We start from the raw sequence: 19,966 nt of genomic DNA, 5'->3' as shown, positions 1-19,966 counted from the left end.
GTGAGCCCGCTTGTTGTGGTGAGCGGGCTTGCCCCGCGCTGGGTGGCGAAGCCGCCCCAAAACCAGGCACCTGAGTTTTATCTGGAGAAATGCAGTGGCCGGGTTAGGGCTGCTTCGCAGCCCAGCGCGGGGCAAGCCCGCTCACCACAGGGGTTTGGCTGTCGATCAGAACTTATCGAGGGTCTTGAACTTGGTCTCGCGCACCACTTCCTTCGGCTTATAGGCGCAATACCCCGGCCGTGGCCCGATTTTCGGGTGATTGCGGCAGGTATCCGGGCGCTTGTCATAAATAGTGCAGAAGCGCGTCTTACGATCCAGGTACAGGCAATCGTTGTTGCTCATGCGCTGCAGGGTAAAAATCTCGGATTTGGAATTGAAGCGCTCGACGATGCCTTCCTTCTGCAAACGCTTGGCGATGTTTTTCGGCGGGTCGCCGCGCTCGAACTCATCGACGATGCCAATGCGGATCAGGTCCTTGATCTTCACTTCGACCGGCAGCGTGCAGCAGCTGGACACGCAACCACCGCACATATGCGCGGAATATTTCTGCCACGTTTCAAGACGGTCGAGTTCCGCGGCGGCGATCAGTTGAGGCTTCATCAAGGTTCCAGGGTGAGGCGGTATCAGGGCGCGCGATCATACCGGGATTGGTGGTTTTTTGAACAATATTTCGCAAATTTCATCCAGGCGGGTATTCGGGCACGCGCCCTGCATCTAATTCGCGCAAAGGTGAATGAGTTAAAAAACTGCCGAACCAGAGCGTCTACCGTCTGTCAGACCGTCTAGGCTCTAGCAACTCCTTCTATCTCGCCCGAGGTCGCAATTGATGTCTCAGGAACCACTTGCACGAGAAGCAGAGGTAGCCGCATTTCGCGATGCCGTCTTGACCAAACTCACCTACGCGGTGGGCAAGGACCCGGATCACGCCTTCGACCATGACTGGTTCGAGGCCATTGCCCTGGCCGCCCGCGACCAGATGGTCGACCACTGGATGGACCATACGCGGCGTATCTACCGCAAAGGCCAAAAGCGGGTTTATTACCTTTCCCTGGAATTCCTCATCGGTCGCCTGCTCTACGACAGCCTGAGCAACCTGGGCGTGCTGGAGATTGCGCGCGAAGCGCTGTCCGAGCTGGGCGTCGACCTGGAGCGCATCCGCCTGCTGGAGCCCGACGCGGCGCTTGGCAACGGTGGCCTGGGCCGCCTGGCGGCGTGCTTCATGGAAAGCATGTCGACCCTGGGCATTGCCGGCCATGGGTATGGCATTCGTTATGAGCACGGCTTGTTCCGCCAGGCGATTGTCGATGGCTGGCAGCAGGAACAGACCGAACGCTGGCTGGATTTTGGTAACCCGTGGGAGTTCGAGCGGGCCGAAGTGATTTACCCGATTGGCTTTGGCGGTAGCGTCGAAACCCTCGCGGATGCCTCCGGCAAGATGATCCAGGTGTGGTCGCCCAACGAAACCGTACGGGCCGTGGCCTATGACACCCCGGTGGTCGGCTGGCGTGGCGCAAGTGTGAACACCCTGCGCCTGTGGCGCGCACGGGCGGTAGAAGACCTGCACCTGGAGCGCTTCAACGCCGGTGACCACTTGGGCGCTGTCGCCGAAGTGGCCCGCGCCGAGAGCATCTCCCGAGTGCTTTACCCAGCCGACAGCACCGAAGCGGGGCAGGAGCTGCGTCTGCGCCAGGAATACTTCTTCGTTTCCGCCTCCCTGCAAGACTTGCTGCGCCGCCACAAGAACATGCATGGCTCGGTGCTGAGCCTGGGCGAGCACGCTGCGATCCAGCTCAACGACACCCACCCGTCCATCGCCGTGGCCGAATTGATGCGTCAACTGGTCGACCTGCACGACATTCCGTGGGAAGCCGCGTGGGACGTGACCGTCGAAACCCTGTCGTACACCAACCACACCCTGCTGCCCGAAGCGCTGGAAACCTGGCCGGTCGGCCTGATGGAGCGCATGCTGCCTCGGCACATGCAGATCATCTACCTGATCAACGCCCAGCACATCGACTCGCTGCGCGCCAAAGGCATCCACGACTTTGACGTACTGCGCGCCGTCTCGCTGATCGAAGAAGACAACGGCCGCCGCGTGCGCATGGGTAACCTGGCGTTCCTCGGTTCCCACAGCGTCAACGGCGTATCCGGCCTGCACACCCAGCTGATGCGCAGCACGGTATTCTCCGAGCTGCACAAGCTGTACCCGGAGCGTATCAACAACAAAACCAACGGCATCACTTTCCGCCGCTGGTTGTACCAGGCCAACCCGAAGCTGACGTCCATGCTGGTGGAGGCGCTGGGTCCGGACATTCTCGACAAGCCCGAAGAGCGGCTGGTGGAGCTTGAGCCGTTCGCCGAGAAACAGACGTTCCGCAAGGCCTTTGCCGAGCAACGTTTGCACAGTAAGCGCGCGCTGGCGGACATCATCCACGAGCGCCTGGGCATTGCGGTCAACCCGGCGGCGATGTTCGACGTTCAGGTCAAGCGTATCCACGAATACAAGCGCCAACTGCTCAACCTGTTGCACACCGTGGCGCTGTACCAGGCGATCCGTGCCGAACCTGGCACCGACTGGGTGCCGCGCGTGAAGATCTTCTCCGGCAAGGCGGCGGCCAGTTATCACCAGGCCAAGCTGATCATCAAGCTGACCAACGACATCGCGCGCACGGTCAATAACGACCCGACGGTGCGCGGATTGCTCAAGGTGGTGTTCCTGCCCAATTACAACGTGAGCCTGGCGGAAAGCATCATCCCGGCAGCGGACTTGTCGGAGCAAATCTCCACCGCCGGCTTTGAAGCCTCGGGCACCAGCAACATGAAGTTTGGCCTCAATGGCGCGCTGACCATCGGCACCATGGACGGCGCCAACGTCGAGATGCACGAACGCGTCGGTGCCGAGCATATGTTTATCTTTGGCCTCAGCGCGCAGCAGGTGGAAGCGCGCAAACACGCCGGTGAATTCAACGCCGGGGCCGACATTGCAGCGTCCCATCGGTTGAATGATGTGCTGCAAGCGATTCGCGGCGGCGTGTTCTCGCCGGATGATCCGGGCCGGTACGTGGGGCTGATCGATGGGCTGATCGACTACGACCGCTTCCTGGTCTGTGCCGACTTCGATTCGTACTGGGACGCCCAGGCGCGGGTCGAGGCGCATTGGCACGACTCCAAGGCGTGGTGGCGTTCGGCGGTGCTGAATACCTCGCGCATGGGCTGGTTCAGTTCGGACCGGACCATCAGGGAGTACGCGACCGAGATCTGGAAAGCCCTCGACTAAACATCGCTGGCCTGAACATGTGTGCGGGCTTATGTGGGAGCTGGCTTGCCTGCGATAGCATCAACTCGGTGTGACAGATACACCGAGGTGTCTGCATCGCGGGCAAGCCCGGCGCCCACATAAGCTTGCTTCCACATGGGGTCTGCGTCGATATACTAGGCGCCAGTTTGCCCGCCTCGGGCCGCTTAGGGATATCGACCATGCAATGGATTTTCATGCTGATTGGCCTGGTGCTCGGCTGGACGCTCGATGAGTCGTTCAGTGATGCGGGTATCGGAGCGCTGTTGGGCTTGGGCATTGGCCAGGCGATTCGCCTGTCAAAGCTGGCGACTCAGGCGGACCAACAGGCGCGTCAGTTGGAAACCACGCAGAAGGCGCTGATTGCGCTGGGTGATCGTCTGCGGCAGCTGGAAGTGCCCACGCCGCCGAGCAATATCGTCGGCGAAGCCCCAATCCCTGAACCCACACCTGTTGCCAAAGCGCCCGATCTGGTTTGGGAGCTGCCGGCCGAATTGGCGCCGGTGGCCATCGTTGCTGAGCCAAGCCAGCCGCTGCCGGCTGATGTATGGGCGCCCGCCCCGATACCAGAACCCAAAGAACCTGCCATCCCCCGTGGCCCCAACTTGATCGAGCGCGCCATCAGTGGCGCGCGCAATTGGTTGTTCGGCGGCAACACCGTGCTGCGTGTCGGCGTGGTGCTGTTGTTCCTCGGTCTGGCGTTCCTGTTGCGCTATGCCACCGAAGGCATGGTGGTGCCGATCGAATTACGTTACGCCGGGGTGGCTGCTGCTGCGTTGGGCCTGCTGGGCCTGGGCTGGTGGCTGCGCCTGCGTAACAGCAATTACGGCTTGATGTTGCAAGGCACCGGGATCGCGGTGCTGTACCTGACCGTGTTCGCTGCGATGCGCTTGCACCCGCTGATCGACCCCGGCGCGGCGCTTGGCCTGCTGGTGGCCGTCACGGTGTTCTCGGCGATCCTGGCGATTACCCAGGATGCGCTGGGCCTGGCCTGTGCGGCGGCGTTGGGTGGTTTTGCCGCGCCGATACTGACGTCCACCGGCGCTGGCAACCACGTGGCGCTGTTCAGCTATTTCGCCCTGCTCAACGCTGGCATCCTGGCGATTGCCTGGTTCAAGGCCTGGCGCCTGCTCAACCTGATCGGTTTTGTCGGCACCTTTGGGATCGGTTTCGCCTGGGGCATGCGCTCCTACACGCCGGAACTGCTGTGGAGTACTGAACCGTTCCTGATGCTGTTTTTCCTGATGTACCTGGCCATCGGCCTGCTGTTCGCCCGGCGTAAATTGCTCGAGATGCGCGACGCGCCCGAGGATGACAGCCGTGGTGCACTGCTGCGCTGGTCGGCGGCCAAAGGCGATTATGTCGACGGCAGCATGCTGTTCGGCCCGCCGCTGGTGGGTTTCGGCTTGCAGTTTGCGCTGGTGCAGCACCTGGAGTTTGCCGCAGCGTTCAGCGCCTTGGGCCTGGGTATCGTCTACATGGGCCTGGCCCGACTGCTGAGCGGTGGGCGCGCCTTGCTACTGGCGGAAACCTGCCTGGCCTTGGGGGTGATCTTTGCCAGCCTGGCCATCCCCCTGGGCCTCGACGCGCGTTGGACGGCGGCGGCCTGGGCGGTGGAAGGCGCCGGCATTTTCTGGCTCGGCTTGCGTCAGCAGCGGCCGTTGGCGCGCGCGTTTGGCCTGTTGCTGCAAGTGGGTTCGGCGCTGGCGTTCCTCAGTGAATTACGTTCCGGTGAGCACACCTTGCTCAGTGGCGCGCCGCTGGGCGCGCTGCTGCTGGGCGCTGCGTTGTTGTTCAGCTTTGACCAGTTGCGCAAGGCATCCGGGGAGCAGTCCTCAGACTGGGAGCGCAAAGGCCTCCCGGTGTTGGCGAGCCTTGGCTTGAGCTTTTTGTACTTGCTCGCGCCTTTGTTGCTGGATACCCAAGGCACCGCTGTGAGTTGGGCAATCGCTGGCCTGGTGACGCTGCTTATAGGCCTGCGCATCGGCTCGCGCACCTTCCTGTTCACCGCATTCGCTGTGCAATTGCTGGGCGGCGCGGTGTTCCTGCTGCGATTGCAAGGTGGCGACGGCGCAGCGGTGTTCAATGCCGGCTGGAGCGGTTTGCTCACGGCGTCGTTGATTGGCTTGGCCTTGATCGGTGGCATGTTGTTGGCGGCGCGTGACGACATCGTGCGCAGCGATGTTCGACTGCTGCGCGGTTTGTCGGTGGTGCTGTTGGCGGGCCTCGTATTGATCAACCTCGCGGTGCTGTTCGTGCTGCCGTGGGAAAGCGCCAGTGGCGTGTGGGCGGCCAGTGGCTTGTTGGTCATCTGGCTGAGCCTGTACCTGCAACAGCGGGTCAGTTTTGTGTTCGGCTTGCTACTGCAATTGGTGGGCGGCGGTTCTTTCCTGCTGGCGGTACCGGAGTTGCTCGGGCCACTGACCAGCGAGGGGCTGCGTCCGTTGGCCCACAGCGGTTTCTGGACGCCGATGGTACTGGGCCTGGCTGCGCTGGTCGGCGCCTGGCGCTTGCAGCGCGAGCCCCATGCGCCGGTGTTTGCCGTGTTGAAGCTGCAACGCCTTTCCGACTTGCTGTTGGTCTGGGGCGCGGCCTGGTGGATGTTGGCGCTGATCGGCGAAGTGTTGCGGTTTATTCCACAGGAATTGCAGGGGGCATTCCTGCTGGGGTGCGCGGCAATCAGCGTCGCGATCTGGATGCTGCTGGCTGCGCGCCTGAAGTGGGTGTCGTTGGGGGTGTTGTCCACCCTGCTGATGCCAGCGGTGGGCTTGGTGTTGCTGGTGTACGGACATACTTATTACCACCCCGCGGCGGAGTACGGCTGGCTGGCGTGGTCGGCGGTATTTGTGGTGCATTTCATCTCGCTGCGACGCCTGGCGGCGATTGTGCCCGCCAAGGCGTTGAGCGTGGCCCACGTACTCGGCTGCTGGATGCTGATCGGCATATTGGCGCTGGAGTTGCGCTACGGTCTGCTGAGGTTTACTGCCGAGTACAACGCCTGGCGCTGGCTGGGCTGGGCGATCCTGCCAAGCCTCTATCTCGTGCTGGCCGCTTCGCCACGTCGTTGGCCATGGCCGGTGTCGGCGTATCCAAGGGAATATCGGGTGTTGGCGGCCGTGCCATTGGCGGTGCTGATGCTTGGCTGGTTCTGGCTGGCGAACAGCTTCAGCGACGGCACGGCCAAACCGCTGCCCTATGTGCCGCTGGTCAACCCGCTGGACCTGGGCCTGCTCTTTGCGCTGCTGGGTGTGTATTGGTGCGCGCGAAGTGTCGCGCCGCCACGGGGGCCGCGTACCGAGCTTGTCGCCCAAGGTGTCGCAGGTGTTTCGCTGTTTGCCTTCTTCACTGCGCTGGTGATGCGCACTGCCCACCATTGGGGCGGCGTGCCGTTTCAACTGGATGCGTTGCTCGAATCCATGCTGGTACAGGCCGGCCTGTCGATTGTCTGGACCCTGATCGCTCTCGGCCTGATGATCGGCGGCCACCTGCGCCATCGCCGCGAGGTGTGGCTGATAGGCGCAGTGTTGATTGCGGTGGTGGTCGCCAAGTTGTTCTTTGTCGAACTGAGCAACCGTGGCGGTCTGGCGCGGATCGTGTCGTTTATAGGCGTGGGCGGGCTGTTGCTGGTGGTGGGTTACTTCGCACCGCTGCCGCCCAAGCGCGCCGAACCGGTGTTGGACACTGAAGGAGCATCCTCTTGATCGGTAAGTTGAGCGTGGCCGTGCTGGGCCTGTGTACGACCTTGTCTGTGTGGGCGCAGGAAACGCCGGCCGACTTCACCTCCCACGTGCCGCTGAACGTCAGCGGCAGCGGCCCTTGGTATCGCCTGGAGCTGCCGCTGGCGGTGCAATTGAACGCGCGCCAGGCCGATCTTGGCGATGTGCGTGTGTTCAACGCCGCCGGCGAGCCGCAGGCCTATGCGTTGTCGCGTCAGGCCTCGCAGCGCAGCGAAAGTCGCAACGTTACGGCGGTGAAGTGGTTCCCGCTCTACGCCGCCGACACCCAGCAAGCCCTCCCAGACGTGGTAATGAAGGCCACCACTGCCGGCACCCTGGTGGAAATCAAACCGTCCACAGCCCCCAAGCCCGGCAAGCAAGTGCTGCGGGGCTGGGTGTTGGACGCCAGTGCAATCAAGGCGCCCCTGCAGCAATTGAGCCTGGACTGGAGTCGCGAGCAGGAGGGCTTCCAGCGTTTCAGCATTGAAGCCAGTGATGATTTGCAGCACTGGAAAGCCTGGGGCGATGGGCAGGTGGCGCGCTTGTCATTTGCCGATGAACGGGTCGAGCAGCATGACGTGAGCTTGCCGGGGCACTCGGCGCGTTATTTGCGGCTGGTGTGGCAAGGCCAGGCGGCGCCGTTGTTGACGTCGGCTAAGCTGGAGAGCGCCACCAGCAGCACCTTGCCGATGCCGTTGGTGTGGTCGCAGGCCTTTCCAGGGGAGCGGCTCAAGGCGGGAGAGTACAGCTGGCAATTGCCGACGGGGCTGAATGTCGAGCGCTTGCGGGTCGAGTTGAAGCAGCCCAATACGCTGGCGCCGGTGACGTTGTCGGGTCGAAGTGACGCCAAGCAGACCTGGCAGCCGTTGAGCAATGGCCTGCTGTACCGCCTGACCCAGAACGGCAAGGACGTGGTGCAGGATCAATTGCAGTTGCCGGGCCAGACGGTTGCCCAGTTGAAGTTGCAAGTGGACGAGCGGGGCGGTGGACTGGGCGTCGAAGCCCCCGCCTTACGCGTGGCCGTGCGTGCCACGCAACTGGTGTTCCTGGCGCGGGGTGAGCCGCCCTTCAGCCTGGCGCTGGGGAACGCGTCCGTGAAAGCCGCGAGCTTGCCACTCTCTACGCTGATTCCCGATTACAGTCCCGAGCGTTTGAAGGCGCTGGGCCAGGCCACCTTGGTGGGAGAAATCGCGGTCAAACCGCCGGCGATTGCCGCCTTGCCAGAAGCCGGCACCGACTGGAAGAAACTCGGCCTGTGGGCCGTGTTACTGCTCGGCGTGGCGGCACTGGGTGCCATGGCCTACAGTTTGCTGCGCAAGCCGCCGGAGGCACGTTAAATAAAGTCCATGAACTCTATTGGGTTTAAATCCTCTGATAGGAGGAAATACGCCCCGACTCGCGTTAAACTGCGCGGGTTTTCAGCCCCCCATTCTCCGGAGCCTTACATGTCCCGCGTTACCTTGAGTCGCTATTTGATTGAGCAGACCCGCAGCAACAACACGCCTGCCGATCTGCGCTTCCTTATCGAAGTGGTGGCGCGTGCTTGCAAGGAAATCAGCCACGCCGTGTCCAAAGGCGCATTGGGTGGTGTCCTGGGCAGCATGGGCACTGAAAACGTCCAGGGCGAAGTGCAGAAGAAACTCGACGTACTCTCCAACGAGATCCTGCTCGAAGCCAACGAATGGGGCGGTCACCTGGCCGGCATGGCGTCCGAAGAAATGGACAATGCCTACCAGATCCCGGGCAAATACCCGAAAGGCGCGTACCTGCTGGTATTTGACCCACTGGACGGCTCGTCCAACATCGACATCAACGCACCGGTCGGCACCATCTTCTCGGTATTGCGTTGCCCGAACGAATACCTGAGCCAGAACGAAGCCCTTAACGAAAAGGCCTTCCTGCAGCCAGGCACCGAGCAGGTCGCTGCCGGCTACGCCATCTACGGCCCACAGACCATGCTGGTGCTGACCCTGGGCGATGGCGTCAAGGGCTTCACCCTGGACCGTGAAATGGGCAGCTTCGTACTGACACACGAAGACATCTCCATTCCTGCATCCACCCAGGAATTCGCAATCAACATGTCCAACCAGCGCCACTGGGAAGAACCGGTGAAGCGCTATGTCAACGAGCTGATGGAAGGCGAAGAAGGCCCGTTGAAGAAAAACTTCAACATGCGCTGGGTTGCCGCGATGGTTGCCGACGTGCACCGCATCCTGACCCGTGGTGGTCTGTTCATGTACCCACGCGACAGCCGCGAGCCATCCAAGCCGGGCAAACTGCGCTTGATGTACGAAGCCAACCCGATGTCGTTCCTGGTTGAGCAGGCGGGCGGTGCGTCCACCGACGGCCACCAGCGCATCCTCGACATCCAGCCTGAAGGCCTGCACCAGCGTGTGGCGGTATTCCTGGGTTCGAAGGAAGAAGTTGAGCGTGTGACGGCCTATCACAAGAAGTAAGCTGCGGCGATAAGTGATCGGCGTTGTTGTGAGCCGTTTCACCCTTGAAGAAGCCCCGAAACGTTTCAGCGTTTTCGGGGCTTTTTTGTTTTCGTTCGTCGGGAACCAGACACCTCTTTTCCCTTCTAAGCTTCTGGCAGATACCCAAGCTGCTTCGTCCCTCCAGGAGTTTTTCCATGTCGTTACGCCGTCTCGCTTTGCTGGCTTTTTGCGTGCTATTGGCCGCTTGCAGCAAGGTCAACCAAGAAAACTACGCGAAGTTATCGGCTGGCATGGCCAAGGCAGAGGTGGAGTCGCTGTTGGGCAAGCCGACCGATTGTTCTGGCGCACTGGGCATGTCCAGCTGCACCTGGGGCGATAAAAACAGCTTTATCAGCGTTCAATATGCCGGTGACAAAGTTCTGATGTTTTCCGGGCAAGGCCTGAAGTAAACCGGGGCGCAAGCCTGCGGGAGAAGAAGAATGATGCGTTTTGTTTTGTTCCTTTGTGCCAGCCTGTTTTTGGCGGGCTGTGCCAGCCATTCTGGCGATGATCTGCAACCCAAGACCGCTGGCAGCGTCAACCTCAAGCGTTACCAGGGCACCTGGTACGAGTTGGCCCGATTGCCGATGTACTTCCAGCGCAACTGCGCGCAGTCCGAAGCTCGCTACACGTTGCTGCCCGATGGCGATATGTCAGTGTTCAACCGCTGCCTGACGACCGAGTGGAAGTGGGAAGAAGCCAAGGGCACCGCCACCCCGCAAGTGCCGGGCAAGACCGACAAGCTGTGGGTGGAATTCAATAACTGGTTTACCGCGCTGCTACCCGGCGTCGCCAAGGGCGATTACTGGGTGCTGTATGTCAGCGATGACTACAAGACCGCGATCGTCGGCAGCCCGAGCCGGCGCTACATGTGGATCTTGTCGCGCACGCCGACGGTCAATGCGGACACCCGCGAAGACCTGCTGAGCAGGGCGCGGCAGCAGGGGTATGACACCACGCGATTGATCTGGCGTACGTCGGACAAGCAGATGGCAAAAACCTCGCAATAACCCTGGGCCACCGCCGATCAAAAAATGTGGGAGCTGGCTTGCCTGCGATACAAGCACCACGGTGTAACTGATACACCTTGGTGCCTGTATCGCAGGCAGGCCAGCTCCCACATTTGTTATGTGTCGCGTGTTAGCCCAGTAGCGCTCTCAAAACTTGCGTGAAGGCCCGGCTGCTTTCTTCTTCGCCGGCATGATGCCCATCGCGCACCACCCACTTTCCGTTGACCAGCACATCCCGCACCTGCCGATCACCGCCCGCGAACAGCCAGCGATTCAGAATCCCGTCCTCCGTTGCCGTCGCCAAGTACGGATCATTACCGTCCAGCACAATCCAATCCGCACGCTTGCCCACTTCCAGTCGACCAATCGGCTGGCCCAACGCCTGGGCACCGCCGTCCAGCGCGGCATCAAACAGCGTGCGTCCGACCATCGGCTGATCGCTGCGATACAACCGATTACGCCGCTGATCTCGCAAGCGCTGGCCGTATTCCAGCCAACGTAACTCTTCCACCACGCTCAGTGATACATGGCTGTCGGACCCGATGCCTATGCGTCCGCCTTGGGCGAGAAAATCCACCGCCGGGAAAATCCCGTCACCCAGGTTCGCCTCGGTGGTCAGGCACAAACCGGCAATCGCACGGCTCTTGGCCATGCGCGCCACCTCGTCTGCATCGGCGTGGGTGGCATGCACCAGGCACCAGCGTTCATCGACGTCGACATGGTCATACAGCCATTGCAGCGGGCGCTTGCCACTCCACGCCAGGCAGTCGTCGACTTCCTTTTGCTGCTCGGCGATGTGGATATGCACCGGGCACGCCTTGTCGCTGGCGGCCAGCACGTCATTGATTTGTTGTGGCGTGACCGCGCGCAACGAGTGAAAGCACAGGCCCAGCTGTTGCGCCGGTTGCGTCGCGAGGATCGGTTGCAGGCGTGCTTGCAGGTCCAGGTAATCTTCAGTGCTGTTGATAAAGCGCCGCTGGCCTTCATTCGGTGCCTGGCCGCCAAACCCGGAGTGGGTGTAGAGCACCGGCACCAGCGTCAGGCCCATACCACTGCTGGCCGCCGCCTGGCTGATCTGCCGCGACAGCTCCGTGCGATCGGCATACGGCTGGCCGCTGACGTCATGGTGCACATAGTGAAATTCGGCCACCGACGTGTAGCCGGCCTTGAGCATCTCGATGTACAGCTGGCGCGCGATCACCTGCAATTGGTCCGGGTTGATCTTGCCCACCATGCGGTACATCAGGTCGCGCCAGGTCCAGAAACTGTCATTCGGGTTGCCTGCCACTTCAGCCAAGCCGGCCATCGCACGCTGGAATGCATGGGAGTGCAAGTTTGGCATACCCGCCAATATCGGGCCTCTCAGCCGTTCAGCACCTTCTGCGCTGGCATTGGCCTCAACTTTCGTCAGCAGCCCATCGGCGCTGACTTCAAGACGTACATCATTGGCCCATCCATTAGGCAGCAGCGCGCGTTCGGCAAAGAAAGCGGACATGATCAAGGCACTCCGGTCGTGTGTTTATTTGTATATACATATACAGACGTTTGCCTGCTCGGTAAACTCCGGCAATCTATGCATCTTTTCCCCCTGCAAGGATTCCCTGTGCCGACTCCGCCTGCCAAGTCTTCGCTGGCTGCCCACATGGACGAAAGTCCGGCGCCCTTGTATGCCCGCGTCAAACAGATGATCAGCCAGCAGATCCTCAACGGCAACTGGCCGCCCCATTACCGCGTGCCTTCCGAGAGCGAACTGGTCAGCCAGTTGGGGTTCAGCCGCATGACCATCAACCGTGCCCTGCGCGAACTCACCGCCGAAGGTCTGCTGGTGCGCATGCAAGGTGTCGGCACCTTTGTCGCTGAGCCGAAGAGCCAGTCGGCCCTGTTCGAAGTGCACAACATTGCCGATGAGATCGCCTCGCGCGGTCATCGGCATACCTGCCAGGTCATCCACCTGGGCGAGGAGGCGGCCGGTTCCGAGCGTGCTGTCGCCCTGGAAATGCGCGAAGGCGGGCGGGTGTTCCACTCGTTGATCGTGCACTTCGAAAACGACATTCCCGTGCAAATCGAAGACCGCTTCGTCAATGCCCTGGTCGCGCCGGAATACCTGCAGCAGGATTTCACCCAGCAAACGCCGTATGCCTACCTGAACCAGGTGGCGCCGTTGACCGAAGGCGAGCACGTGGTCGAAGCCATTCTTGCCGACGCTGCCGAGTGCAAGCTGCTGCAGATCGAACCCAGCGAGCCGTGCCTGCTGATTCGCCGGCGCACCTGGTCGGGTCGCCAGCCGGTGACCGCCGCGCGTCTGATCCACCCCGGTTCCCGTCATAGCCTGGAAGGACGTTTCAGTAAATGAGTGCAGTGAAAGTCTGGCGCGCCACCGATTACGTGCGCATGCCATGGAAAAACGGCGGTGGTAGCACCGAAGAAATCACCCGTGATGCCGGTACCGGCCTGGATGGTTTTGGCTGGCGACTGTCAATTGCCGATATTGCCGAGTCGGGCGGGTTTTCGACCTTCGCCGGCTACCAGCGCGTGATCACCGTGATCAAGGGCGCGGGCATGGTCCTGACCGTAGACGGTGAGGAGCAGCGCGGGTTGTTACCGCTCCAACCCTTCGCGTTCCAGGGTGACAGCCAAGTGTCATGCCGCTTGATCACCGGGCCGATCCGCGACTTCAACCTGATCTATTCGCCACAGCGTTACCACGCACGCCTGCAATGGATCGATGGCGAGCAGCGCTTTTTCAGCACGGCGCAGACGGTGCTGGTTTTCAGTGTGGCCGATGAAGTGAAAGTGCTGGACCACAAGCTGGGCCATCACGATTGCCTGCAAGTGGACGGTAACACTGGCCTGTTGGACCTCTGCGTAACAGGTCGCAGCTGCATCATCGAACTGACCCCACGCGATTAACCCTGTAGGAGCCGGCTTGCCGGCGATAACGGTATATCAGTATTGAAGGTGCTGACTGATACGCCGTTATCGCCGGCAAGCCAGCTCCTACAGTTGTTTTGTGGCGTTTATAAAATCTGTTTCCAACCCTCGCACCATTTTGTTACCGAATGCCCCAGCGTGGCGCAAAACCACGCCATCACGCCAAACCTCCCTTGCTGTAAAAATCCTCCGTAAGAAATTTCATCCAGTCTCCAAGCCTTAATTTCCAAGGCTTGCGCGCACTTTCCAAAAAAATCTCAACCGCCCCCTCAGCAAGTTGGCCGCTTGATTGCATATGCTTGTATGTACAAGTAAAGATGTGTGCGTAAGACTCTCCTTCGCACCATCCATGTTCGCGCATCATGCCGAGGAGTCCAGTCGTGACCGATTTTTCTAAAGCCAGGCCTACAAAATACCGTGACGTCGAAATCCGTGCCGCCCACGGTAACAAGCTCACCGCCAAAAGCTGGCTGACTGAAGCGCCGTTGCGCATGCTGATGAACAACCTCGACCCGCAAGTGGCCGAGAACCCGAAAGAATTGGTGGTGTACGGCGGTATCGGCCGTGCGGCGCGCAACTGGGAGTGCTACGACCAGATCGTCGAGAGCCTCACTAACCTGAATGACGACGAAACCCTGCTGGTGCAATCCGGCAAGCCGGTCGGCGTGTTCAAGACCCACAGCAACGCCCCGCGTGTACTGATCGCCAACTCCAACCTGGTGCCGCACTGGGCCAGCTGGGAACACTTCAACGAACTGGATGCCAAGGGCCTGGCCATGTACGGCCAGATGACTGCTGGCAGCTGGATCTACATCGGCAGCCAGGGCATCGTCCAGGGGACCTACGAAACCTTCGTCGAAGCCGGTCGCCAACACTACAACAGTGACCTGACTGGCCGTTGGGTCCTCACCGCCGGCCTCGGCGGCATGGGCGGCGCCCAGCCTCTGGCGGCCACCCTGGCCGGCGCGTGCTCGCTGAACATCGAGTGCCAGCAGGTCAGCATCGATTTCCGCCTGAACAGCCGTTACGTCGACGAGCAAGCCACTGACCTCGACGACGCCCTGGCACGCATCGCCAAGTACACCAAGGAAGGCAAGGCCATCTCCATCGCCCTGCTGGGTAACGCCGCGGAAATCCTGCCGGAATTGGTCAAGCGTGGCGTACGCCCGGACATGGTCACCGACCAGACCAGCGCCCACGACCCGCTCAACGGCTACCTGCCAGCCGGCTGGACCTGGGACGAATACCGCGCCCGCGCCAAGACCGAGCCGGCCGCCGTGATCAAGGCGGCCAAGCAGTCGATGGCCGTGCACGTCAAAGCCATGCTGGAATTCCAGAAGCAAGGCATCCCGACCTTCGACTACGGCAACAACATCCGCCAGATGGCCCAGGAAGAAGGCGTGGAAAACGCTTTCGACTTCCCAGGTTTCGTCCCGGCCTACATCCGCCCACTGTTCTGCCGTGGCATCGGCCCGTTCCGTTGGGCGGCACTGTCCGGCGACCCACAAGACATCTACAAGACCGACGCCAAGGTCAAAGAACTGATCCCCGACGACGCCCACCTGCACAACTGGCTGGACATGGCGCGCGAGCGCATCAGCTTCCAGGGCCTGCCGGCGCGTATCTGCTGGGTGGGTCTGGGCCAGCGCGCCAAGCTCGGCCTGGCATTCAACGAAATGGTACGCAGCGGTGAGCTGTCGGCGCCGGTGGTGATCGGCCGTGACCATCTGGACTCCGGCTCGGTATCCAGCCCGAACCGCGAGACCGAAGCCATGCAGGACGGTTCCGACGCCGTGTCCGACTGGCCACTGCTCAACGCCTTGCTCAACACCGCCAGCGGCGCGACCTGGGTTTCGCTGCACCACGGCGGCGGCGTGGGCATGGGCTTCTCCCAGCACTCCGGCATGGTGATCGTCTGCGACGGCACCGACGAAGCGGCTGAGCGGATTGCCCGTGTGCTGCACAACGACCCGGCCACTGGTGTGATGCGTCACGCAGACGCTGGCTACCAGATCGCGATCGACTGCGCCAAGGAGCAGGGCCTCAATCTTCCGATGATCAAATAACCCATGTGGGAGCGGGCTTGCCTGCGATGGCATCCCCTCGGTTCTACTGATAGACCGAGTCGCCCGCATCGCAGGCAAGCCAGCTCCCACAGAAAAGCGGTTTTACACAGGCTTTATGAACAATCCATCAGAGGTTGAACACACATGGCTGCAAATGACGCACGTGCAAGCACCACCCCGTTGATCGAAAGGCGTTCGATCGACTATATCCCGGAAGCGGAAAGACACGGTCGTCTATTGAGCCAGTTCACCCTGTGGATGGGTGCCAACCTGCAGATCACCGCGATTGTCACCGGGGCCTTGGCCGTGGTGCTGGGCGGTGATGTGTTCTGGTCGTTGATCGGGCTGTTTGTCGGCCAACTGATCGGCGGCGGCGTCATGGCGTTGCATGCGGCGCAGGGGCCCAAGCTGGGCCTGCCGCAGATGATTTCCAGTCGGGTGCAGTTCGGCGTGTATGGCGCGGCCATTCCGATCGTGCTGGTGTGCCTGATGTACCTGGGTTTCACCGCCACCGGCACGGTGCTGTCCGGTCAGGCGCTGGGCCAGTTGTTCGGGGTCAGCGACAGCACCGGTATTTTGATTTTCGCCAGTGTCATTGTGCTGGTCACGGTGCTGGGCTACCGGGTGATCCACTTCATCGGCCGTGTCGCCAGCGTCATTGGCGTGATCGCCTTTGTCTACCTGTTCAGCCGCCTGATAAGCCAGACCGACGTTGGCGCTCTCCTGCAAATCCGTCACTTCAGCTGGAGCAGTTTTCTGCTGGCGGTGTCGCTCGCGGCCTCCTGGCAGATCGCCTTCGGCCCTTACGTGGCGGACTACTCGCGTTACCTGCCGAGCACCACGTCATCGGTGAAGACTTTTTTCGCCGCCGGCGCGGGTTCGGTCGTGGGCGCCCAGGTGGCGATGGTCCTCGGCGTGTTTGCTGCGGCCATGTCCAATGGTCAGTTCGCCGGGCATGAAGTGGCCTACATCGTTGGCTTGAGCGGTACCGGCGCCACCGCTGCGCTGCTGTACTTCAGCATCGCGTTTGGCAAGGTCACTATCTCGACGCTGAACTCCTACGGCAGCTTCATGTGCATCGCGACCATCATCAGCGGCTTCCGTGGTCGCCTTGAGGTCACGCGCCTGCAGCGCTTGGTATTCGTGCTGGTGATTGTCGGTACGGCGACCCTGATCGCGTTGCTCGGCCAGCACTCGTTCCTCGGTGCGTTCAAGTCTTTCATCCTGTTCCTGCTGGCGTTCTTCACGCCCTGGAGTGCGATCAACCTGGTGGACTACTACTGCATCACCCGCGAGCGCTATGACGTGCCGGCACTGGCGGACCCCAACGGGCGCTATGGCCGCTGGAACCTGCTGGGTATCAGCGTGTATGTCTTCGGCGTGCTGGTGCAGTTGCCGTTCATCTCCACCAAGTTCTACACCGGCCCCCTGGTGGCCGCGCTGGGTGATGTGGATATTTCCTGGATCATCGGCCTGGTGCTGCCGGCGGCGCTGTATTACCTGTGTGCAAAAAAATGGCACGGCACGGTGCCCGATCACCTGATCCTGCCAACAGAGCAGGGCGCTATACCAAGAGCAAACGGGCTGGCTGCACAAGCCTGATGGGACGTGGACAGGGCAGGATGCCTACTGACTGCCGTAATCCATTTCAAGATTGGGAGCGTCACAACAATGAAAATGCATAAGACCCTGCTGGCCACCTTGCTCTCTGCAGGTTTGCTCGCCTCCGCTGGCGCCCAGGCAGCCGGCTGGTGCGAATCCGGCAAACCGGTGAAATTCGCCGGCCTGAACTGGGAAAGCGGCATGTTGCTCACCGACATCCTGCAAACCGTGCTGGAAAAAGGCTACGACTGCAAAACCGACAGCCTGCCGGGCAACTCCATCACCATGGAAAACGCCCTGAGCAGCAATGACATCCAAGTGTTCGCCGAAGAATGGGTGGGCCGCAGTGAAGTCTGGAACAAAGCCGAGAAGGCCGGCAAAGTCGTTGGCGTCGGTGCCCCGGTCGTGGGCGCTATCGAAGGTTGGTACGTGCCGCGCTATGTGATCGAAGGCGACGCCAAACGCAAGTTGGAACCCAAGGCGCCGGACCTGAAAAACATCGCCGACCTGGCCAAGTACGCTTCCGTGTTCAAGGATCAGGAAGAACCGTCCAAGGGCCGTTTCTACAACTGCCCGGCTGGCTGGACCTGCGAGCTGGACAACAGCGAGATGCTGAAAAGCTACGGCCTGGAAAATGCCTACACCAACTTCCGTCCAGGCACCGGCCCGGCGCTGGATGCGGCGGTGCTGTCGAGCTACAAGCGTGGCGAGCCGATCCTGTTCTACTACTGGTCGCCGACGCCGCTGATGGGCCAGGTTGACCTGGTCAAGCTGGAAGAAAAACCCGGCGTGGATAAAAGCGTGAGCATCAAGGTCGGCCTGTCCAAGACTTTCCATGAGCAAGCCCCTGAGCTGGTGGCCGTGCTGGAAAAGGTCAACCTGCCTATCGACCTGCTGAACCAGAACCTGGGTCGCATGGCCAAGGAACGAATTGAGTCGCCAAAACTGGCGAAAATTTTCCTCAAGGAACATCCTGAAGTCTGGCACGCCTGGGTGAGCGACGACGCAGCCAAGAAAATCGACGCGGCCTTGTAGGTCAAGCGTGCCCGGCTACCCTGAAGGGCAGCCGGGCGCCTGGCCACAACCCACTGGATCGAGAGCACGATATGTTTCCTGAGAGTTTTACGTTTTCCATCGCCGACTGGGTCAACGGTTGGGTGGACTCATTGGTCACCAACTACGGTGATGTGTTCCGGCACATTTCCGACACCCTGCTGTGGGCCATCGTCAACCTGGAAGGGTTGCTGCGCGCAGCGCCCTGGTGGCTGATGCTGGCTATCGTCGGCGGCGTCGCCTGGCATGCCACCCGCAAGGTGGTGACCACGGCGGTGATCGTCGGTTTGCTGTTCCTGGTAGGCGCGGTTGGCCTGTGGGACAAGTTGATGCAGACCCTGGCCTTGATGATGGTCGCCACGGTGATCTCGGTGCTGATCGGTATCCCGCTGGGCATTCTGTCCGCACGTAGCAATCGCCTGCGTTCGGTGCTGATGCCGCTGCTCGACATCATGCAAACCATGCCCAGCTTTGTGTACCTGATCCCGGTGCTGATGTTGTTCGGCCTGGGCAAGGTCCCGGCGATTTTCGCCACGGTGATCTACGCCGCGCCGCCGCTGATTCGTCTGACAGACTTGGGCATTCGCCAAGTCGACGGCGAAGTCATGGAAGCCATCAATGCGTTTGGTGCCAACCGCTGGCAGCAACTGTTCGGTGTGCAGCTTCCGCTGGCCTTGCCGAGCATCATGGCCGGTATCAACCAGACCACCATGATGGCGCTGTCGATGGTGGTGATCGCCTCGATGATCGGCGCCCGTGGCTTGGGTGAAGACGTCCTCGTCGGCATCCAGACCCTCAACGTCGGCCGAGGCCTTGAAGCCGGGCTGGCGATCGTGATTCTCGCAGTGGTCATCGACCGCATTACCCAGGCCTATGGTCGTCCACGGCATGAGGCGAGCAAATGACTACTGTCAGCAAAATCGAAGTTAAAAACGTCTTCAAGATCTTCGGCGCGCGCTCCAAGGATGCGCTGGCCATGGTCGGGCAGGGCAAGACCAAGGACCAGGTGCTGGCCGAGACTGGCTGCGTGGTCGGCGTGAACGACTTGTCCCTGAGCATCGGCACCGGCGAGATCTTCGTGATCATGGGCCTGTCGGGTTCCGGCAAGTCCACCCTGGTGCGTCACTTCAACCGCCTGATCGACCCGACCAGTGGCGCAATCCTGGTGGACGGCGAAGACATCCTGCAACTGGACATGGAAGCCCTGCGCCAATTCCGTCGACACAAGATCAGCATGGTGTTCCAGAGCTTCGGCCTGTTGCCCCACAAGAGCGTGCTCGACAACGTCGCCTACGGCCTCAAGGTGCGTGGCGAAACCAAACAGGTGTGCGCCGAACGCGCCCTGCACTGGATCGAAACCGTGGGCCTCAAGGGCTACGAAAACAAATACCCGCACCAGCTTTCCGGCGGCATGCGGCAACGTGTCGGCCTGGCCCGCGCCTTGGCTGCCGACACCGACATCATCCTGATGGACGAAGCCTTCAGCGCCCTCGACCCACTGATCCGCGCCGAGATGCAGGACCAGTTGCTGGAGCTGCAAAAGACCCTGCACAAAACCATCGTGTTCATCACCCACGACCTCGACGAGGCCGTGCGCATCGGCAACCGCATTGCGATCCTCAAGGACGGCAAGCTGATCCAGGTCGGCACGCCTCGGGAGATCCTGCATTCTCCGGCGGATGAATATGTGGATCGGTTTGTCCAGCGGCGGGCGGCGGTGGTCTGAGCTGAAAGGTGTAATGAGGCTGCTGGCGCCATCGCTGGCAAGCCAGCTCCTACATGGAGCGCGCAATCCCCTGTAGGAGCCCGGCTTGCC

General features: G+C 61.2%; 16 protein-coding genes. 13 read left to right on the top strand and 3 right to left on the bottom strand.

Annotation, left to right across the window (positions count from 1 at the left end; translation table 11 throughout):
* Positions 1 to 165 precede the first annotated feature (165 nt).
* On the bottom strand, positions 166 to 600 hold the full coding sequence (locus AC0IYN_RS08730; RefSeq protein ID WP_017529542.1) for a YkgJ family cysteine cluster protein: 435 nt from the start codon (positions 598 to 600) through the stop codon (positions 166 to 168).
* A 226-nt stretch (positions 601 to 826) separates the two neighbouring features.
* On the opposite strand from AC0IYN_RS08730, the gene AC0IYN_RS08725 reads away from it, so the two are divergent.
* The 6 genes from AC0IYN_RS08725 to AC0IYN_RS08700 all read left to right on the top strand — a co-directional run bounded on the left by AC0IYN_RS08725 (position 827) and on the right by AC0IYN_RS08700 (position 10,498).
* Positions 827 to 3,277, top strand: coding sequence for a glycogen/starch/alpha-glucan phosphorylase (locus AC0IYN_RS08725; protein WP_406596778.1), 2,451 nt, complete (start codon positions 827 to 829; stop codon positions 3,275 to 3,277).
* Positions 3,278 to 3,477: 200 nt separating this feature from the next.
* On the top strand, positions 3,478 to 6,996 hold the full coding sequence (locus AC0IYN_RS08720; RefSeq protein WP_471841081.1) for a DUF2339 domain-containing protein: 3,519 nt from the start codon (positions 3,478 to 3,480) through the stop codon (positions 6,994 to 6,996).
* Positions 6,996 to 8,348 carry a DUF3999 domain-containing protein gene (locus tag AC0IYN_RS08715; RefSeq protein WP_471844761.1) on the top strand — a complete coding sequence of 451 codons (1,353 nt, stop codon included), beginning with the start codon at positions 6,996 to 6,998 and terminating at the stop codon, positions 8,346 to 8,348. Before AC0IYN_RS08720 ends, AC0IYN_RS08715 begins: the two co-directional genes overlap by 1 nt.
* A 108-nt stretch (positions 8,349 to 8,456) precedes the next feature.
* On the top strand, positions 8,457 to 9,467 hold the full coding sequence (locus AC0IYN_RS08710; protein WP_003187818.1) for a class 1 fructose-bisphosphatase: 1,011 nt from the start codon (positions 8,457 to 8,459) through the stop codon (positions 9,465 to 9,467).
* 176 nt (positions 9,468 to 9,643) lie between these two features.
* The gene (locus AC0IYN_RS08705) at positions 9,644 to 9,898 is read left to right on the top strand and encodes a hypothetical protein (protein WP_017849914.1); all 255 of its coding nucleotides are present in this window, start codon (positions 9,644 to 9,646) and stop codon (positions 9,896 to 9,898) included.
* Between the two features lie 30 nt (positions 9,899 to 9,928).
* Positions 9,929 to 10,498 (top strand): lipocalin family protein, encoded by a 570-nt coding sequence (locus AC0IYN_RS08700; RefSeq protein WP_010213852.1) that lies wholly within the window; start codon positions 9,929 to 9,931, stop codon positions 10,496 to 10,498.
* Positions 10,499 to 10,628: 130 nt separating this feature from the next.
* Here the strand turns inward: AC0IYN_RS08700 and AC0IYN_RS08695 are convergent, their stop codons facing one another.
* Positions 10,629 to 11,993, bottom strand: a complete 1,365-nt coding sequence (locus tag AC0IYN_RS08695; protein ID WP_406596780.1) for a formimidoylglutamate deiminase — start codon at positions 11,991 to 11,993, stop codon at positions 10,629 to 10,631.
* Positions 11,994 to 12,140: 147 nt separating this feature from the next.
* Between AC0IYN_RS08695 and hutC the strand changes: the two genes are divergently transcribed.
* Positions 12,141 to 12,851, top strand: coding sequence for a histidine utilization repressor (gene hutC, locus AC0IYN_RS08690; protein ID WP_017738808.1), 711 nt, complete (start codon positions 12,141 to 12,143; stop codon positions 12,849 to 12,851).
* Positions 12,848 to 13,408: a HutD/Ves family protein gene (locus AC0IYN_RS08685; RefSeq protein WP_471841077.1), complete on the top strand. Its 561-nt coding sequence runs from the start codon at positions 12,848 to 12,850 to the stop codon at positions 13,406 to 13,408. The genes hutC and AC0IYN_RS08685 overlap by 4 nt, the downstream gene beginning before the upstream one ends.
* Positions 13,409 to 13,586: 178 nt before the next feature.
* Here the strand turns inward: AC0IYN_RS08685 and AC0IYN_RS08680 are convergent, their stop codons facing one another.
* Positions 13,587 to 13,793, bottom strand: coding sequence for a hypothetical protein (locus tag AC0IYN_RS08680; RefSeq protein ID WP_406596782.1), 207 nt, complete (start codon positions 13,791 to 13,793; stop codon positions 13,587 to 13,589).
* A 16-nt stretch (positions 13,794 to 13,809) separates the two neighbouring features.
* Between AC0IYN_RS08680 and hutU the strand changes: the two genes are divergently transcribed.
* The 5 genes from hutU to AC0IYN_RS08655 all read left to right on the top strand — a co-directional run bounded on the left by hutU (position 13,810) and on the right by AC0IYN_RS08655 (position 19,876).
* Positions 13,810 to 15,495, top strand: coding sequence for a urocanate hydratase (hutU, locus tag AC0IYN_RS08675; protein WP_256656584.1), 1,686 nt, complete (start codon positions 13,810 to 13,812; stop codon positions 15,493 to 15,495).
* Positions 15,496 to 15,639: 144 nt separating this feature from the next.
* On the top strand, positions 15,640 to 17,097 hold the full coding sequence (locus tag AC0IYN_RS08670; protein WP_406596783.1) for a purine-cytosine permease family protein: 1,458 nt from the start codon (positions 15,640 to 15,642) through the stop codon (positions 17,095 to 17,097).
* 69 nt (positions 17,098 to 17,166) lie between these two features.
* Positions 17,167 to 18,132 carry an ABC transporter substrate-binding protein gene (locus AC0IYN_RS08665; protein ID WP_406596784.1) on the top strand — a complete coding sequence of 322 codons (966 nt, stop codon included), beginning with the start codon at positions 17,167 to 17,169 and terminating at the stop codon, positions 18,130 to 18,132.
* Positions 18,133 to 18,203: 71 nt separating this feature from the next.
* The gene (locus tag AC0IYN_RS08660; protein WP_028615386.1) at positions 18,204 to 19,055 is read left to right on the top strand and encodes an ABC transporter permease; all 852 of its coding nucleotides are present in this window, start codon (positions 18,204 to 18,206) and stop codon (positions 19,053 to 19,055) included.
* Positions 19,052 to 19,876, top strand: a complete 825-nt coding sequence (locus AC0IYN_RS08655) for a quaternary amine ABC transporter ATP-binding protein (RefSeq protein ID WP_005783958.1) — start codon at positions 19,052 to 19,054, stop codon at positions 19,874 to 19,876. Before AC0IYN_RS08660 ends, AC0IYN_RS08655 begins: the two co-directional genes overlap by 4 nt.
* Positions 19,877 to 19,966 lie beyond the last annotated feature (90 nt).

This window comes from Pseudomonas sp. AC112 (assembly GCF_979253545.1).
The sequence above is the reverse complement of the archived record's forward strand: the minus strand, read 5'-3'. Positions and strand labels throughout refer to the sequence as shown.

Excerpts from the sequence above, each read along its gene's own strand:
- AC0IYN_RS08730 (WP_017529542.1), bottom strand. The coding sequence starts at position 600 with ATGAAGCCTCAACTGATCGCCGCCGCGGAACTCGACCGTCTTGAAACG.
- AC0IYN_RS08725 (WP_406596778.1), top strand. The coding sequence starts at position 827 with ATGTCTCAGGAACCACTTGCACGAGAAGCAGAGGTAGCCGCATTTCGC.
- AC0IYN_RS08720 (WP_471841081.1), top strand. The coding sequence starts at position 3,478 with ATGCAATGGATTTTCATGCTGATTGGCCTGGTGCTCGGCTGGACGCTC.
- AC0IYN_RS08710 (WP_003187818.1), top strand. The coding sequence starts at position 8,457 with ATGTCCCGCGTTACCTTGAGTCGCTATTTGATTGAGCAGACCCGCAGC.
- AC0IYN_RS08705 (WP_017849914.1), top strand. The coding sequence starts at position 9,644 with ATGTCGTTACGCCGTCTCGCTTTGCTGGCTTTTTGCGTGCTATTGGCC.
- AC0IYN_RS08700 (WP_010213852.1), top strand. The coding sequence starts at position 9,929 with ATGATGCGTTTTGTTTTGTTCCTTTGTGCCAGCCTGTTTTTGGCGGGC.
- AC0IYN_RS08695 (WP_406596780.1), bottom strand. The coding sequence starts at position 11,993 with ATGTCCGCTTTCTTTGCCGAACGCGCGCTGCTGCCTAATGGATGGGCC.
- hutC (WP_017738808.1), top strand. The coding sequence starts at position 12,141 with ATGGACGAAAGTCCGGCGCCCTTGTATGCCCGCGTCAAACAGATGATC.
- AC0IYN_RS08685 (WP_471841077.1), top strand. The coding sequence starts at position 12,848 with ATGAGTGCAGTGAAAGTCTGGCGCGCCACCGATTACGTGCGCATGCCA.
- AC0IYN_RS08680 (WP_406596782.1), bottom strand. The coding sequence starts at position 13,793 with ATGATGCGCGAACATGGATGGTGCGAAGGAGAGTCTTACGCACACATC.
- AC0IYN_RS08670 (WP_406596783.1), top strand. The coding sequence starts at position 15,640 with ATGGCTGCAAATGACGCACGTGCAAGCACCACCCCGTTGATCGAAAGG.
- AC0IYN_RS08665 (WP_406596784.1), top strand. The coding sequence starts at position 17,167 with ATGAAAATGCATAAGACCCTGCTGGCCACCTTGCTCTCTGCAGGTTTG.
- AC0IYN_RS08660 (WP_028615386.1), top strand. The coding sequence starts at position 18,204 with ATGTTTCCTGAGAGTTTTACGTTTTCCATCGCCGACTGGGTCAACGGT.
- AC0IYN_RS08655 (WP_005783958.1), top strand. The coding sequence starts at position 19,052 with ATGACTACTGTCAGCAAAATCGAAGTTAAAAACGTCTTCAAGATCTTC.